Raw genomic sequence first — 15,713 nt, 5'->3', positions numbered from 1 at the left:
GATAATTCATTCTACGAATGTTGGTTCCCCGCCTTGCCCTGCGTCGGCTCGCCTGGCTGGCCTTGACGGCTTCCGTGATCGGCCTGCCGACGGCTCGGGCGGCCGAGCCCGCGCTGACCAGGCCTGCCGCTGCGCTGCCGATCGAACTCAGCGCCGAGCGGCTCACCGTCACCACCGACCGCGAGACCGTGGCCGAAGGCGACGTGCGCCTGCGCCAGGGCGGCCTGCTGATCCGCGCCGACCGGCTGAGCTACCGCCCGCCGACCGACCGCGCCGCCGCCAGCGGCGGTGTGCGTCTCGAGCGCGAGGGAGCCATCTTCCGCGGTGATGCCGCCGAACTGACCGTGCGCGACTTCAGCGGCTGGTTCGTGGCGCCGCAGTTCGACTTCCCGCCGCTGGGCACGCGCGGCGAGGCCTCGCGCATCGACTTCGCCAGCCGCACGCAGCTGACGGCGGCCGACGCGCGCTACACCAGCTGCCCGCGGCCCGAGGACGGCAGCGAGCCCGACTGGCAACTGCAGGCACGGTCCGTGACCATGGACTTCGACGCCAACGAAGGCCGCGCCGAGGGCGCGCGGCTGCGTTTCCAGGGCGTGTCCATCCTGGCCCTGCCGCGGCTGAGCTTCCCGGTCACCGGGGCGCGCAAGACCGGCTGGCTGCCACCGACGGTCGGCCTGGACAGCCGCAGCGGCCTGGAGCTGGCCGTGCCCTGGTACTGGAACCTCGCGCCCGACCGCGACCTGACGCTGACGCCACGCGTGCTCACGCGCCGCGGCGTGGGCCTGGACACGCAGCTGCGCTGGCTGGCGCCAGAGCATCAGGGCCAGGTCGACACCCAATGGCTGCCCGACGACCGCGTGGCCGGCCGCGCGCGCGGCCTGCTGGCGCTGCGCCACCAGCACGCGCTGGGCGCGCTGGGCACGCTGCGCGTGGACGGCGTGCGCGTGTCCGACGACGACTGGTGGAAGGACTTCCCGCGTTTCGGCCGCCTGCTCACGCCACGCCTGCTGGACGCGTCGGCCCGGCTGGACCGGCCGATGACCCTGGGCCCGCTGGCGCTGAACGCCTACGCGCAGGTGCAGCACTGGCAGGTGCTGCAGGACGCCGAGGCGCCCATCGTCGCGCCCTACGCCCGTGCGCCGCGCCTGGGCCTGTCCGGGCGCGGCCGTGGCGGCTGGCTGGGGCCGCTGGAGGTCAGCGGCGAGCTCGAACTCAACCGCTTCGAGCGCCCCGACGACGACAGCGGCGGCCTGCGCCCCGAGGCCTGGCGCTGGCACGCGCTGGGCCAGGTGGCGTGGCCATGGCGGGCCGGCGGCGTGAGCCTGGTGCCGCGGCTGGCGCTGAATGCGGCCCGCTACCGCACCGACGAGCCGATGGCCGACGGCCGCCGCGAGGCCGGTCGCCTGATCGGCACCTTTTCCTTCGACGCCGGCCTGCGGCTGGAGCGCGACGCCGAAGGCTGGTTCGGCCGCACGTCGCTGCGCCAGACGCTGGAGCCGCGTCTGCTGTACGTGCGCACGCCCTACAAGCGGCAGGACCACCTGCCCAACTTCGATGCCTACGGCAAGGACTTCAACCTCAGTTCGATCTACACCACGAACGCCTTTTCCGGCATCGACCGCGTCTCCGACGCCAACGAGCTCACCGCCGGTGTCACCAGCCGCCTGATCGACCCGGGCGACGGCGCCGAGCTGCTGCGCGTGGGCATCGTGCAGCGCTTCCGCTTCGCCGACCAGCGCGTGGCGCCGCAGGCCGACGGCGACGTCGACGGCCCGGTGCAGGACCAGCGCCTGTCGGACATCCTGCTGTTCGGGTCGACGACGCTGCTGCCGCGCTGGACGCTGGACGCGTCGATGCAGTACAGCCCGGACATCGGCCGCCTGCAGCGCTCCATCCTCGGGGCCAGCTACCTGGCCGGGCCGTACCGCACGGTCAGCGGCCGCTACCGCCTGGCGCGCGGGGTCAGCGAACAGTTCGAGCTCGGATGGCAGTGGCCGCTGAACGCGCCGGCTGCCGGCGGCCGCCCGCGCAGCAGCTGCAGCGGCACGTGGTACGGCGTGGGCCGCATCAACTACAGCCTGAAGGACAGCCGGATCACCGATTCGCTGGTCGGCGCCGAGTACGACGCCGGCTGCTGGATCCTGCGCATGGTGGCCGAGCGCCAGTCCACCGGCGTGTCGGCCGCCACCACTCGGCTGATGTTGCAACTGGAACTCGTGGGCCTGTCGCGACTCGGACCGAGCCCGCTGCAGGTCCTGAAGGACAATATCCCCGGCTACCGCCTGCTGCGTGAAGCCGACGATGCGCCCGCCGGCGCGGCCCCGACACCATGACCCGACATTCCCTTCTCCGCCAGGCCCTGGCCGCCTGCGCCGCCCTCAGCACGCTGGCACCGGCCGCGGCACAGCGCGTGGCCGAGCCGCGCGTGGTGGCCACGCCCGGCGACCACATCGTGGCCGTGGTCAACCAGGAGCTCGTGACCGCCGTGGAACTCGGCCGCCGGCAGGCGCTGATCCGCCAGGGCGCCCTGCGCGCCGGGCAGCCGGTGCCGCCCGCCGACGCGCTGCTTGCGCAGGCGCTGGAGAGCCTGATCGAGGAGCGCGTCATCGTCACGCACGCGCGCGACCTGGGCTGGCGCATCGACGAGGCCGAGATCGACCGCGCCGTGGGCAGCGTGGCGGCGCAGAACCAGATGACGGTGGCGCAACTGCGCGAGCGGCTGCAGATCGAGGGCCTGGACATGACGCGCTTTCGCGCCCAGCTGCGCGACCAGATCGCGGTGGAGCGCACACGCGAGCAGGAGGTCATCGGCCGCATCGTCGTCAGCGAGGAGGAGGTCGACCGCGAGCTTGCGGCCGAACGAGAGGCGTCACGTGCCAACGCCGAGGTCAACATCGCGCAGATCCTGGTGGCGGTGCCCGACGGTGCCGATGGCACGGCACTGGCCGAGCGTCGGCTGCGCGCCGAGCAGGCGCTGTCGCGGGTGCGCGCGGGCGAGGACTTCGCCGCCGTGGCGCGCGAGCTGTCCGACGATGCCAGTCGCGAGCGTGGCGGCGAGCTCGGCCTGCGCCCGCCAGAACGCCTGCCGGATCTCTTCGTCGACGCGGTGCGTGGCCTCGAGGTGGGCCAGGTGGCGGCGGCATTGGTGCGCAGCGGCGCCGGCTTCCACGTGCTCAAGCTCGTCGATCGGCAGGCGCAGGCGGCCGACGATGCGGTGGTCGAGACCCGTGCTCGGCACATCCTGCTGCGCACCTCGCCACAGGCGTCGCCCGAACAGGCCGCGCGCCGGCTCCGCGACCTCAAGCGCCAGATCGAAGGCGGCGAACGCCGCTTCGAGGACGTGGCGCGCGAGGTCTCGGAGGACGGTTCCGCCGCGGCCGGCGGTGACCTGGGCTGGTACGGCCCGGGCGTGATGGTGCCGGAGTTCGACGAGCCGGCCAGCCGCCTGGCGCCGGGCGAGATCTCCGAGCCGGTGGCGTCGCGCTTCGGTGTGCACCTGATCCAGGTGCTGGAGCGTCGCCGCGCCGCCATGGCACCGGCCGAGCGGCGCGAGCAGGTGCGCAACATCCTGCGCGAGCGCAAGTTTCAGCAGGCCTACCAGGACTGGGTGGACGAACTGCGGGCCCGCGCCTACGTCGAGGTCCGCGAGCCGGACCTCGCCACGGCCCGCCGGTGAGCCGCCACGGCACGCCCCAGGCGGGCCATGTCGCGCGCAAGCGCTTCGGCCAGCACTTCCTGACCGACAGCGCCATCATCGGCGCCATCGTGCGCGAGATCGACCCGCGGCCTGGGCAGGCGCTGGTCGAGATCGGCCCGGGCCTGATGGCGCTGACGCAGCCGCTGCTCGAACGCTGCGGTGCCCTCACCGTCATCGAACTGGACCGCGACCTGGCCGCGCGCTTGCGGGCGCGGGCCGGGCTGCAGGTGGTGGAGGCCGACGTGCTGACGGTGGACTTCGGCGCCCTGGCCGATGCCGCGGCGCCGAAGCCGCTGCGCGTGGTGGGCAACCTGCCCTACAACATCTCCAGCCCCATCCTGTTCCACCTGCTGCCCTGGGCTGGCCGCGTGGCCGACCAGCACTTCATGCTGCAGAAGGAGGTGGTGGACCGCATGGTGGCCACGCCCGGCGGCAAGGACTACGGCCGCCTGTCGGTGATGCTCCAGTGGCGCTACCACATGGAGAGCGTGCTCGACGTGCCGCCCGAGGCCTTCGACCCACCGCCGCGGGTCGACTCCGCCATCGTGCGCATGCTGCCGTGGCCGCAGCCGGCGGCCGTGGACCCGGCGGTGCTGGAGGCGCTGGTGCAGTCGGCCTTCTCGCAGCGTCGCAAGCTGCTGCGTCACAGCCTCGGGCGCTGGCTCGAGGCGCGCGGCTACACCGGACACTTCGACCTGCAGCGGCGGGCGGAGGAGGTGCCGGTGGCGGCATACACGACCCTGGCCGCCGAGCTGGGCCCCGCAGGCAAGGATTCCGACACCCCTCCGACGTGACAAGGGGCCCCGCGGGGCCCCTGGGATGATCAGGAGGACCCGACGACCGTCAGGCGGCGTTGAGCCACATCGCGGTGTCGAAGGCGCTGCTCATCATCGGCATGTTCATGCCGAAGTTCGGGTTCACGCCGTTCTTGCTGGCCACCTTGGCCGCCGGCTTGGCCGGGGCGGCGATGGGCGCAGCCTCGCCGCCCTTGCCGTCCCAGGCGCCGCTGTCCTGGCCGCGACTGACCGCGAACGAGTAGAAGCAGCGGAACGGGATGCGGCGGTCGGCCCAGAAGTCGGCCGCGTCGCGGAAGGCGTCCAGCAACTGCTCGCGGGCCTCGCGGTCGAAGCGCGGGCTGTCGGGCAGCTGCTCGAGCACGACGACGAAGCCCGGCTGCGGGCCGGCCTTGTGCACGAGGTCGGTCAGGCAGTCGTAGAGCGCGTCCAGGTTCTTGCCGAAATGGGCCGGGAACATGAAGGCCGTGGCAATGCCTTCGAGCACGTCCTGCTTGGACTGCATGTCGGCCAGGTTGACGTACAGGAAGTGCTGCCCCGCCTGCTCGGCGGCCCGCATCAGGTCGTCCACGTGGTAGGCGCGGATGGCCTGCACGATGTTCGGACGCACGGTCTGCAAGATCATGGTCGCGATCCTTCGATGGTCAGAAATGCTCGGAACCGGTGGGCCGCTGCTCACTGCACGATGCGGCTGAAGCTCGCGTAGTGGTCGGCGGTGTAGTAACAGGTGTCGGGGAGGGTCGGCCGCTGCCCGCCGCAGACAATGCGACGGGCGCCACGGTGACTCACCCCGGGCGTCTTCACGGTGTATTCCCTGTAGTAGCCCCTGGGGTGCAACGGCAGCAGGCGCTCACGGTTGACGAACACGGATCCGTCCTTGTGCGGGTACGGAAACGGGCCGCCAGCCAGGATGCGCGCATGCGTCTGACGAGCCTGCGGCGGCAACGTGGCCAACGCCACCACCGCTTCGCCGTCCTTCAGCAGCGCTTCTCTGGCGACGACGGGTGCCGTGGCGGAAACCGCCAGGACTGCACCTGCCAATGCCACACCAGCCACAACGCCCTTGGTCAACCACGAAGCAAGCACTGACTTGCGGGCGACCTGGGCGGGCTGTTTCGACGCGCCGACCGACATCCGGACCGGAACCTCAGGAGACACGGGAATACCCTGAAAACCAGTCCGGAATGGTACCGGAAACCCCCTAAAAGCTCAAGTCGCCCGCCCCATTCCGGGGCGATTCCAGGCAAAGAAGTACGTGCTCACGTAACGAAAATCAACGCTGTGCGTTGGCGTCCGCCACGGTCAGTGCCGTCATGTTGACGATACGGCGCACGGTGGCCGACGCGGTCAGGATGTGCACCGGCTGGTCTGCACCCAGCAGCACCGGGCCGATGGCGATGCCGCCACCTGCAGCCGTCTTCAGCAGGTTGTAGGCGATGTTGGCCGCGTCGATGTTCGGGAACACCAGCAGGTTGGCCTCGCCGGTGAGCGCACTGCCGGGCATCAGCGCCTGCCGGCCGGCGGCGTCGAGTGCGATGTCGCCATGCATCTCGCCGTCCACTTCCAGCCACGGGGCCTGCTCGCGCAGCAGGGCCAGCGTGCGCCGCATCTTGGCCGCGCTGGGGATCTCCAGGTTGCCGTAGTTCGACGCCGACAGCAGCGCCGCCTTGGGCTGCAGGCCGAAGCGCCGCATCTCCTCGGCGGCCATCACCGTGATCTCGCACAGTTCCTCGGCCGTCGGGTCGACGTTGACGTGGGTGTCGACCAGGAACACCTGCCGCCCGGGCAGCAGCAGGCCGTTCATGCTGGCGTAGACGCGCACGTCCTGCGGCGTGCTCGGACTGCCGCCGGCACGCTGGCCGATGACCTGGTCGATGTACTGCAGGTGGTTGGCCGTGGTGCCCCAGGTGCCGCAGAGCATGCCGTCGACCTCGCCCTTCTTCAGCAGCATGGCCCCGATCAGCGTCAGGCGCCGCCGCATCTCGATCTTCGCGAGCTGCTGGGTCACGCCCTTTCGCTCGGTCATGTGGTGGTAGGTCTGCCAGAAGTCGCGGTAGCGGTGGTCCTGGTCGACGTTGACGACGTCGTAGTCCAGGCCCTCGCGCAGGCGCAGGCCGAAGCGCTCGATGCGCTGCGCGATCACCGCGGGCCGGCCGATCAGCGTGGGGCGCGCCAGGTTCTCGTCGACGACGATCTGCACCGCGCGCAGCACGCGCTCCTCCTCGCCCTCGGCGTAGGCCACGCGCTTCTTCGTGGCGTTCTTCGCCGCGATGAAGATCGGTCGCATCAGCTGGCCCGACGCGTAGGCGAAGGACTGCAGCTTCTCGCGGTAGGCCACCATGTCGGCGATCGGGCGCAGCGCCACGCCGGATTCGGCCGCGGCCTGCGCCACCGCCGGCGCGATCTTGCCGATCAGCCGCGGGTCGAAGGGCTTGGGGATCAGGTACTCCGGCCCGAAGGCCAGGCTTTGGCCGGCGTAGGCGGCGGCCACCACGTCGCTCTGCTCGGCCTGCGCCAGCTCGGCGATGGCGCGCACCGCGGCGATCTCCATCTCGTCGGTCACCGTGGTCGCACCGCAATCCAGCGCACCACGGAAGATGTACGGGAAACACAGGACGTTGTTGACCTGGTTCGGGTAGTCGGTGCGCCCGGTGGCCATGATCACGTCGGGTCGCACGGCCTTGGCCTCCTCCGGCAGGATCTCCGGCGTCGGGTTGGCCAATGCGAAGATGATGGGGTGGTCGGCCATCGCCGCCACCATCGCCGGCTTGAGCACGCCACCGGCCGACAGGCCCAGGAACACGTCCGCGCCTTCGATGACCTCGCCCAGCGTGCGCGCCGCCGTGTCCTGCGCGAACTGCGCCTTGTCCTCGTCCATCAGCTCGGTGCGGCCGCTGTAGACCACGCCCGCGAGGTCCGTCACCCAGATGTTCTGGCGTGGCACGCCCAGCTTGACCAGCAGACCCAGGCAGGCCAGCGCCGCGGCGCCGGCGCCGCTGGTGACGAGCTTGATCTGCTCGATCTTCTTGCCCGAGACCTTCAGCGCGTTGAGCAGCGCCGCGCCGACGACGATGGCCGTGCCGTGCTGGTCGTCGTGGAAGACCGGGATCTTCATGCGCTCGCGCAGCTTGCGCTCGACGTAGAAGCAGTCCGGCGCCTTGATGTCTTCCAGGTTCACGCCGCCGAAGGTGGGCTCCAGCGCGGCGATGATGTCCACCAGCTTGTCCAGGTCCTTCTCCTGGATCTCGAGGTCGAAGACGTCGATGCCGGCGAACTTCTTGAACAGCACGCCCTTGCCTTCCATCACCGGCTTGGACGCCAGCGGGCCGATGTCGCCCAGACCCAGCACCGCGGTGCCATTGGTCACCACCGCCACGAGGTTGCCGCGGCTGGTGTAGCGGAAGGCGTTGGCCGGATCCGCCACGATCTCCTCGCAGGCCGCGGCCACGCCGGGCGAATAGGCCAGCGACAGGTCGCGCTGGTTGGACATCGGCTTGGTGGCGTGGATGGCCACCTTTCCCGGCACGGGGAACTCGTGGTATTCGAGGGCGGCGCGGCGCAGCGCCGCACGCTTGTCATCGGCTTCGGACATTCGCTCTTCCTGTCTCGTCCTGGGGCAGTCCGCGGGTCGGCCGCGGCTCCGGGGGGCCTGCAGTGTGCGCCGACCGCCATGCGCCACCCATGCGCGAAACTGCGTAGCACTCCTGACCCGAGGCGTCCTATTCTCGGCGACGCTGGCCAAGTCCGTCGTCCGCCTGTGCCGGCCAGCGCCCGAATCCGCCCCTGCCGCCGTCCGTGACCCCCGCGCCCTACGCCGCCATGACCCCGCCGCCCCGCTGGACGCGCCGGCGGCGCATGCTGCTGTGGTCGGCGCTGCTGACCGGGCTGGTGGTGGCGCAGAGCCTGCTGGTGGCGCTGACGCTGAACTACGAGGCCACGCGCACGCAGGAAGCCACGGAGGTCGTTGCGGCCGAGGTGGCCGGCGAGACGCGGCGGGAACTGCTGGCACTGCAGCAGCAGCTGCAGGCCCTGGCCGCCGAGCCGGCCGATGCCTGGTCTGCCGCCGCCACCACGCTGCTGCGGCGCCACCGCACGCTGGTGCGCCTGGAACGTCGGGACGCGGCCGACCAGGTGGCGGCGGCGGTGGACTCCCCGTTCCAGGCGCCGCCGTTCCTCAGCATCCGCCGCGAGGAGAGCGATGTCGAAACCGAACTGGCCTGCGCCGCCGCGCGGCGGTCGCTGGTGCCGGCGTTCTCGCGCAGCTACTTCGTGCCGCTGCCGGGGGGGCTGGGCCAGGAGCTGATCGACCTGTGCGTGCCGGTGGCGGCCGTGGGGCAGGTGCAGGGCTACGTGGTCGGCGCCCTGGCGCTGGGTGCCGTGCTGGAGTCCGCCACCACCACGGCGCAGGCGCGCGGCCATGAGCTGAGCTTCGTCGAAGGCGACGGCACGCGGCTGGTGCGCAGTGGCCTGCCGCGCGGTGCCGGCGTCTTCCGCGCCGAGCGCCTGGTGGACCTGCCCGGCACCACGCTGCAGCTGCGCGTGGACAGCGCCACCGGCGCGCCGCGGCTGATCCCCAACCTGTCCACGGCCCTGGTGCTGGGCCTGTCGCTGGGCCTGTTCGCGCTGGTGGCGCTGCTGGCCTACGACGTGCGTCGCCGCGCCCTGGCCGAACGCGCGCTGGCCGAAGCGTTGGCCTTCCGCAAGGCGATGGAGGACTCGCTGGTCACCGGCCTGCGCGCGCGCGATCTGCAGGGCCGCATCACCTACGTCAACCCCGCCTTCTGCACGATGGTCGGCCTCAGCGCCGACGAGCTGCTGGCGGCCGACGAGCCGCCCTACTGGCCGCCCGAGCACCGCGACGACTACCGCCGCCGCCAGGCCACGCGGCTGGGGCCGGAGGCCGCCGCGATCAACGCCGCCGCACGCGAGGGCTTCGAGACCGAGTTCATGCGCAAGAACGGCGAGCGCTTCCCGGTCATGATCTACGAGGCGCCGCTGGTCGACGGCAGCGGCGCACAGGCGGGCTGGATGAGCGCGGTGCTCGACCTGTCGGCGCAGCGCAGCGTCGAAGAGCTCTCGCGCCAGCAGCAGGAACGGCTGCAGGCCACCGCGCGCCTGGCCACGGTGGGCGAGATGGCCTCGCTGCTCAGCCACGAACTGAACCAGCCGCTCGCGGCCATCGCCAGCTACGCCAGCGGTTCATTGAACCTGCTCGACGCGCCCGACGGCGACACCCACGCCATGCTCCGGCAGGCCCTGGGCCGCATCGCCGAGCAGGCCGAGCGCGCCGGCCGCGTGATCAAGAGCGTGCACGACTTCGTGCGCCGCCGCGAGCAGATGCACGAGGCCATCGGCGTCGACCAGCTGCTCGACGCCGTGCTGCCCCTGGTGCGGCTGCAGGCCCGCAAGAGCGGCACCCGGATCGAGCTCGACGTGCCCACCCCGGCCCCGCGCGTGAGCTGCGACCGCACGATGGTCGAGCAGGTGCTGCTCAACCTCACGCGCAATGGCATCCAGGCCATGGACGGCGCGACGCCCGTGGCCGACCGCGTGCTGCGCATCGGCGTGCAGCAGACGCACCCGCGGTGGGTAACGTTCAGCGTGGCCGACGCCGGCCCGGGCATCCCGCCGGACGTGGCCGCCCGCCTGTTCACCCCCTTCTTCACCACGCGCCGCGAGGGCATGGGCCTGGGCCTGAGCCTCTGCCGCACGGTGATCGAGCAGCACGGCGGCGCGCTGGACTTCGGGCCCGCCGCACCCGAGGGCGGCGGCACGCTGTTCCGCTTCACGCTGCCGGCGCCGCGCGTGGCATCCTCGGTGCCTCGTCCCGTGGACAGCTCGACCACCGCCACACCATGACCCTCGACCCTGCGCTCGGCATCCCGGTGGTCTACCTCGTTGACGACGAGGACGTGGTGCGCGACGCCCTGGCCTGGCTGCTGCGCTCGCGCCGCCTGCTGTCCGAAGGTTTCGCCAGCGCCGAGGCCTTCGAGGCCCACGTCGCCGACCAGCCCGAGCCGTTCCCGTCGGCCCCGTCCTGCCTGGTGCTGGACGTGCGCATGCCCGGCACGAGTGGCCTGGTCCTGTTCGAGCGGCTGATCGAGCGCGGCCTGCTGGCGGCACTGCCGGTCATCTTCCTCACAGGCCACGGCGACGTGCCCACGGCGGTGTCGGCGGTCAAGCGCGGCGCCTTCGACTTCGTGGAGAAGCCCTTCTCCAACAACACCCTGGTCGACCGTGTCGAACACGCGCTGCAGACCAGTGCCGACACGCTCGCGGCGCGCCGGCAGGTCGACGCGGTGCAGCGCCTGCTGGGCGAACTCACCGAGCGCGAGCGCGACGTGATGCGGCTGGTCATCGAGGGCCGGCCCAACAAGCTGATCGCCGACGCCCTGGGCATCAGCGTGCGCACGGTGGAAGTGCACCGGGCGCGCGTGTTCGACAAGATGGGCGTGAAGTCGGCCGTGGAACTGGCCAACCTGCTGCGGCAGGCCTGATCAGGCTGGCTCTACCCTTCTAGCCGCCCGCCAGACGCCGCGCGACGAAGTCCAGCCGGTCCTGGCCCCAGAAGATCTCGCCGTCGATCACGTAGCTGGGCGCGCCGAAGACACCGGCGTCGATGGCCTGCTGCGTGAAGCCATCGAAGGCCTCCGCCGCAGCGGGTGTGGCCGCAGTCTCCATCAGCGTGGCTGGCAGGCCCGCCTCGGCCAGCAGCGCCTGCAGCGTGTCGGCAGCGGCGAGGTCGCGTTCCTGTTCCCACACCGCCCGACCGCAACGCCCGGCCAGGTCCAGCGCGGCGGCGTTGCCCTGCGTCTGCGCGGTGGCGATGATCAGCCGAGATGCCGTGCCGGCGTCCACCGGGAAGTGCTTCGGCTGCACGTTCAGAGGCACGCCCAGGTGGTCGGCGAAGCGGCGCAGTTCCACCAGCCGGTAGGCCTGGCGCTGCGGCGCCCGCTTGGGCAGCGGCAGGCCGCCGGAGACCGGGAAGATGCGGCCGTAGTCCACCGGCCGCACGCCGACCGTGGCGCCATGCTGCTGCAGCAGCTGCGCGAAGCGCGCGTGGCCCAGGTGGGTCCAGGGAGACACCGGGGTGAAGTAGTAGTCGACGTGCATGGACAGGGCGGGGTGGCGCGGATGAGGAGCGCCGCACGCTATCCTGTCCGCCCATGATCGACAAGATCGTTTCCACCCCGGCCGAGGCGCTGGCCGACGTGCGCGACGGTGCCACGGTGATGATCGGCGGCTTCGGCACCGCGGGCCTGCCCGACGAACTGGTCGAGGCGCTGATCGACCAGGGCGCACGCGACCTCACCGTGGTCAACAACAACGCCGGCAACGGCGACGGCGGGCTGGCGGCGCTGATCGGCGCCGGCCGCGTGCGCAAGATCGTCTGCAGCTTCCCGCGCCAGGTGGACTCCTGGCACTTCGACCGCGCCTACCGCGAGGGCCGCATCGAACTCGAGCTGGTGCCGCAGGGCAACCTGGCCGAGCGCATCCGCGCCGCCGGCGCCGGCATCGGCGGCTTCTTCACGCCCACCGGCTACGGCACCGCGCTGGCCGAGGGCAAGGAGACGCGTTTCCTCGACGGCCGCTGGCAGGTCTTCGAGACGCCGCTGCACGCCGACGTGGCGCTGATCAAGGCCGAGCGCGGCGACCGTTTCGGCAACCTGACCTACCGCATGACGGCGCGCAACTTCGGGCCCATCATGGCCATGGCCGCCCGGTGCACCGTGGCCACGGTGCACGAGCTGGTCGAGCCCGGCGCGCTGGACCCGGAGGGCGTGGTCACGCCGGGGATCTTCGTGCAGCGCGTGGTGCCGGTGCCGCGCCGCGCCACGGGCGCCGGCGGCTTCGCGAAGTCGGCCTGACGATGAGCACCCCCGCACACACCCCGTGGAGCCGCGCGCAGATCGCGCAGCGCGTGGCCGCCGACCTGCCCGACGGTGCCGTCGTCAACCTCGGCATCGGCGCGCCCACGGCGGTGGCCAACCACCTGCCGCCGGGCAGGGAGATCCTGCTGCACAGCGAGAACGGCGTGCTCGGCATGGGCCCGGCGCCGCCACCAGGGCAGGAGGACTACGACCTGATCAACGCCGGCAAGCAGCCGGTGACGCTGAAGCCCGGCGGCTGCTTCTTCCACCATGCCGACAGCTTCGCCATGATGCGCGGCGGCCACCTGGACGTCTGCGTGCTCGGCGCCTTCCAGGTGGCGGCCAACGGCGACCTCGCCAACTGGCACACAGGTGCACCGGATGCGATTCCTGCCGTCGGCGGTGCGATGGACCTGGCCATCGGCGCGCGCCAGACCTGGGTGATGATGGACTGGCGGACCAAGGCCGGCGAACCCAAGCTGGTGCCGGCGCTCAGCTACCCGGTCACGGGCCTGGGCTGCGTCAGCCGCGTCTACACCGAACTGGCGGTGCTGGCGCTGCAGGGCGGGCAGGTGCAGGTGCTGGCGCTGTGCGACGGCATGACGCTGGAGGCGCTGCAGGCGCTCAGTGCCGTGCCGCTGGCGCCCGCCTGATCACGCGCGCGAGACCCGCACGATCACGATGACGGTGTCGCCGCTGCGCGGAGTCGCGCTCGTGCTCGCTGCCGCGGCGCTGTGGGGCACCACCGGTACCGCGCAGAGCCTGGCGCCACCGCAGCTTGCTTCCGTGTGGGTGGGGGCGCTGCGGCTGGCCGTGGCGGGGCTGTTCTTCGGCGCCTGGCTGGCGATCGCGCATGCGCGGCGCGGCGCGGCCGAGCCGCCCACTGCGCGGCTGCCGTGGCCGCTCGTCGTGGCCGCTGCGGCCTGCATGGCGGCCTACAACCTCGCCTTCTTCGCCGGCGTGCGCGCGCTGGGCGTGGCCGTGGGCACGGCGCTGGCCATCGGCAGCAGCCCGCTGTGGGGCGGGTTGTTGCAGGCGGTCTTCACGCGGCGGCCGCCGGTGGGCGTCTGGTGGGGGGGCACGGTGCTGGCGGTGGCCGGCGGCGTGCTGCTGGTGGGTGAAGGCGCACGCACGGCCTCGGTGTCGGTGGGCGGCGTGCTGGCCTGCCTGGCTGCGGGGCTGTCGTACGCCGCCTTCGCGCTGCTCAACCATGGCCTGGTGGCGCGCGCCGACCCGGGCCGCGTCACCGGCGCCGTGTTCACGCTGGCGGCGCTGCTGGCGCTGCCCGCCGCCGCCGCGATGGCCGGGGTGCCGGCCATCGGCACGCGCGACCTGCTGGTCGTGGCCTGGCTGGGCGTGGCCAGCACCGGCGTGGCCTACCTGCTGTTCAGCCACGGTCTGCGCCACATCAGCGGCGCCACCGGCGTGTCGCTGGCGCTGTTCGAGCCGGTCACGGCCTTCGTGCTGGCGGTCGTGGTGGTGGGGGAGCGGCCGGGCGGGATGGCCGTGGCCGGGCTGGTGGCCGTGCTGGCGGGCCTGGCGCTGGTGGTGCGGGCCGAAGTGCGGTGAAGTGCGTGACAATACACGCAACATAGTGCATATTTGCGGCAACATCCGGTCGCAGCATGCAGCCCATTACCTTTTTTGACGCTTCCTCGGCCCAGCAGCGCCGGCGGCGCCAGCCCAAGGGCCGGCAGGTCGACCCGGCGGCGCGGGCCGACATCGTGGCGTGGCTGGGCGAGACCCCGTGGCCGCGCGACCGCCTGATCGAGGCGCTGCACGTGGTCAACGACCGCTGCGGCCGCCTGCCGGCGCCGCACCTGGTGGCGCTGGCGGCGTGGATGAAGCTGTCGATGGCCGAGGTCTTCGAGGTGGCGAGCTTCTATCACCACTTCGAGGTGGTGCGCGAGGATGCCGATGGCCGCCTGCCCGCCGCGCCTGCGCTCACCGTGCGCGTGTGCGATGGCATCGCCTGCGAGATGGCTGGCGCACGGGACCTGCTGGCGCGGCTGCCGGCGGTGCTGGGCGCGGACGTGCGTGTGGTCGCCGCGCCCTGCATCGGCCGCTGCGACACGGCGCCGGCGGCCCTGGTGCACCGGCACCCGGTGCCGCACGCGGATGTCGATGCGGTGCAGGCCGCGGTGCAGTCGGGCCGTCGTGAGGAGCGGGTGACGCCGGCCGTGGGCTTCGATGCCTACCGGGCCAGCGGCGGCTACATGCTGTGGCGCGACCTCGTCGAAGGCCGACGCAGTGCCGAGTCGGTGATCGACGTGCTCGACACCGCCGGCCTGCGCGGCCTGGGCGGCGCCGGCTTTCCCAGCGGTCGCAAGTGGCGCATCGTGCGCGACATGCCGGCGCCGCGGCATCTCGCCGTGAACCTGGACGAGGGCGAACCCGGCACCTTCAAGGACCGCTGGATCCTCGAGCAGGACCCGCACCGCATGCTTGAGGGCCTGCTGATTGCCGCCCACGTGGTCGGCATCGAAGCGGCGTGGCTCTACCTGCGCGACGAGTACCCGGGCCTGCGCACGATGCTGGCCGCGGAACTCGACGCACTGCGCGCCTGGGCGCCGCACCCGCTGCCGACGCTGGACCTGCGGCGCGGCGCCGGTGCCTACGTCTGCGGCGAGGAGTCGGCGATGATCGAGTCCATCGAAGGCAAGCGCGGCCTGCCGCGGCTGCGGCCGCCCTTCGTCGCCGAGGTCGGCCTGTTCGGCCGGCCCACGCTGGCGCACAACGGCGAGACGCTGTACTGGGTGCGTGAACTGGTGGAGCAGGGGCCCGAGGTCTTTGCCGCGCAGGGGCGCCACGGCCGCCAGGGCCTGCGGCGCTTCTCCGTCAGCGGCCGCGTCAACAAGCCGGGCGTGCACCTGGCACCGGCCGGCATCACGCTGCGCGAACTGGTGGACCAGTTCGCCGGTGGCATGCCCCCCGGCCACACGCTGTACGGCTACCTGCCTGGCGGCGCCAGCGGCGGCATCCTGCCGGCGCGGCTGGCCGACCTGCCGCTGGACTTCGACACCTTGCAGCCGCACGGTGCCTTCATCGGTTCGGCGGCGGTGATCGTGCTGTCGCAGCATGACCGTGCGGTGGACGTGGCGCGCAACGCGATGCGCTTCTTCCGCGACGAGAGCTGCGGCCAGTGCACGCCCTGCCGCGCGGGCACCGCCAAGGCGCTGGCGCTGATGCAGGGCCCGCGCTGGGATGCACCGCTGCTGGCGGAACTGGGCCAGGTGATGCGCGACGCATCGATCTGCGGCCTGGGCCAGGCGGCGCCGAACGCCTTCGACAGCGTGTTGCAGCACTTTCCGGACGAACTGGCATGACGACGACCCCCAGCTCGCTTCGCTC

13 protein-coding genes are annotated in these 15,713 nt (G+C 72.2%); 9 read left to right on the top strand and 4 right to left on the bottom strand.

Features of this window, described 5'->3' with window-relative positions:
• Positions 1 to 62: 62 nt before the first annotated feature.
• The 3 genes from ENE75_RS08805 to rsmA are packed head-to-tail and all read left to right on the top strand — an operon-like array spanning position 63 to position 4,491.
• On the top strand, positions 63 to 2,333 hold the full coding sequence (locus ENE75_RS08805) for an LPS-assembly protein LptD (protein WP_158288890.1): 2,271 nt from the start codon (positions 63 to 65) through the stop codon (positions 2,331 to 2,333).
• Positions 2,330 to 3,676 carry a peptidylprolyl isomerase gene (locus tag ENE75_RS08800; protein ID WP_128197893.1) on the top strand — a complete coding sequence of 449 codons (1,347 nt, stop codon included), beginning with the start codon at positions 2,330 to 2,332 and terminating at the stop codon, positions 3,674 to 3,676. Before ENE75_RS08805 ends, ENE75_RS08800 begins: the two co-directional genes overlap by 4 nt.
• Positions 3,673 to 4,491 (top strand): 16S rRNA (adenine(1518)-N(6)/adenine(1519)-N(6))-dimethyltransferase RsmA, encoded by an 819-nt coding sequence (gene rsmA, locus ENE75_RS08795; protein ID WP_128197892.1) that lies wholly within the window; start codon positions 3,673 to 3,675, stop codon positions 4,489 to 4,491. Before ENE75_RS08800 ends, rsmA begins: the two co-directional genes overlap by 4 nt.
• 49 nt (positions 4,492 to 4,540) lie before the next feature.
• Here rsmA and ENE75_RS08790 read toward each other — a convergent pair whose 3' ends face one another.
• The 3 genes from ENE75_RS08790 to ENE75_RS08780 form a co-directional block, all read right to left on the bottom strand.
• On the bottom strand, positions 4,541 to 5,116 hold the full coding sequence (locus ENE75_RS08790) for a barstar family protein (RefSeq protein ID WP_128197891.1): 576 nt from the start codon (positions 5,114 to 5,116) through the stop codon (positions 4,541 to 4,543).
• A 50-nt stretch (positions 5,117 to 5,166) separates the two neighbouring features.
• Entirely contained in the window at positions 5,167 to 5,625 is a 459-nt protein-coding gene (locus ENE75_RS08785; RefSeq protein WP_128198246.1) for a guanyl-specific ribonuclease, read from the bottom strand.
• A gap of 139 nt (positions 5,626 to 5,764) precedes the next feature.
• Positions 5,765 to 8,083 (bottom strand): NADP-dependent malic enzyme, encoded by a 2,319-nt coding sequence (locus tag ENE75_RS08780; RefSeq protein ID WP_128197890.1) that lies wholly within the window; start codon positions 8,081 to 8,083, stop codon positions 5,765 to 5,767.
• Positions 8,084 to 8,310: 227 nt separating this feature from the next.
• Between ENE75_RS08780 and ENE75_RS08775 the strand changes: the two genes are divergently transcribed.
• Both ENE75_RS08775 and ENE75_RS08770 read left to right on the top strand, forming a co-directional pair.
• Positions 8,311 to 10,350 carry a sensor histidine kinase gene (locus ENE75_RS08775; protein WP_128197889.1) on the top strand — a complete coding sequence of 680 codons (2,040 nt, stop codon included), beginning with the start codon at positions 8,311 to 8,313 and terminating at the stop codon, positions 10,348 to 10,350.
• Positions 10,347 to 10,988 carry a response regulator transcription factor gene (locus ENE75_RS08770; protein WP_128197888.1) on the top strand — a complete coding sequence of 214 codons (642 nt, stop codon included), beginning with the start codon at positions 10,347 to 10,349 and terminating at the stop codon, positions 10,986 to 10,988. Before ENE75_RS08775 ends, ENE75_RS08770 begins: the two co-directional genes overlap by 4 nt.
• 19 nt (positions 10,989 to 11,007) lie before the next feature.
• Here ENE75_RS08770 and ENE75_RS08765 read toward each other — a convergent pair whose 3' ends face one another.
• Positions 11,008 to 11,604 carry a 2-hydroxychromene-2-carboxylate isomerase gene (locus tag ENE75_RS08765; protein ID WP_310733627.1) on the bottom strand — a complete coding sequence of 199 codons (597 nt, stop codon included), beginning with the start codon at positions 11,602 to 11,604 and terminating at the stop codon, positions 11,008 to 11,010.
• A gap of 53 nt (positions 11,605 to 11,657) precedes the next feature.
• Here ENE75_RS08765 and ENE75_RS08760 point away from each other — a divergent pair, with 53 nt between their 5' ends.
• Genes ENE75_RS08760 through ENE75_RS08745 form a run of 4 tightly spaced genes read left to right on the top strand, consistent with a single transcriptional unit; the run spans position 11,658 to position 15,688 of the window.
• A complete protein-coding gene (locus tag ENE75_RS08760; RefSeq protein WP_128197887.1) occupies positions 11,658 to 12,359 on the top strand; it encodes a 3-oxoacid CoA-transferase subunit A in 702 nt (233 codons plus the stop codon).
• A 2-nt stretch (positions 12,360 to 12,361) separates the two neighbouring features.
• The gene (locus tag ENE75_RS08755) at positions 12,362 to 13,015 is read left to right on the top strand and encodes a 3-oxoacid CoA-transferase subunit B (protein ID WP_128197886.1); all 654 of its coding nucleotides are present in this window, start codon (positions 12,362 to 12,364) and stop codon (positions 13,013 to 13,015) included.
• Between the two features lie 28 nt (positions 13,016 to 13,043).
• A complete protein-coding gene (locus tag ENE75_RS08750; RefSeq protein WP_128197885.1) occupies positions 13,044 to 13,931 on the top strand; it encodes a DMT family transporter in 888 nt (295 codons plus the stop codon).
• A gap of 56 nt (positions 13,932 to 13,987) precedes the next feature.
• Positions 13,988 to 15,688 carry an NADH-ubiquinone oxidoreductase-F iron-sulfur binding region domain-containing protein gene (locus ENE75_RS08745; protein ID WP_128197884.1) on the top strand — a complete coding sequence of 567 codons (1,701 nt, stop codon included), beginning with the start codon at positions 13,988 to 13,990 and terminating at the stop codon, positions 15,686 to 15,688.
• Positions 15,689 to 15,713 lie beyond the last annotated feature (25 nt).

Source organism: Rubrivivax albus (genome assembly GCF_004016515.1).
GTDB classification, from domain to species: domain Bacteria; phylum Pseudomonadota; class Gammaproteobacteria; order Burkholderiales; family Burkholderiaceae_C; genus Rubrivivax; species Rubrivivax albus.
The sequence above is the reverse complement of the archived record's forward strand: the minus strand, read 5'-3'. Positions and strand labels throughout refer to the sequence as shown.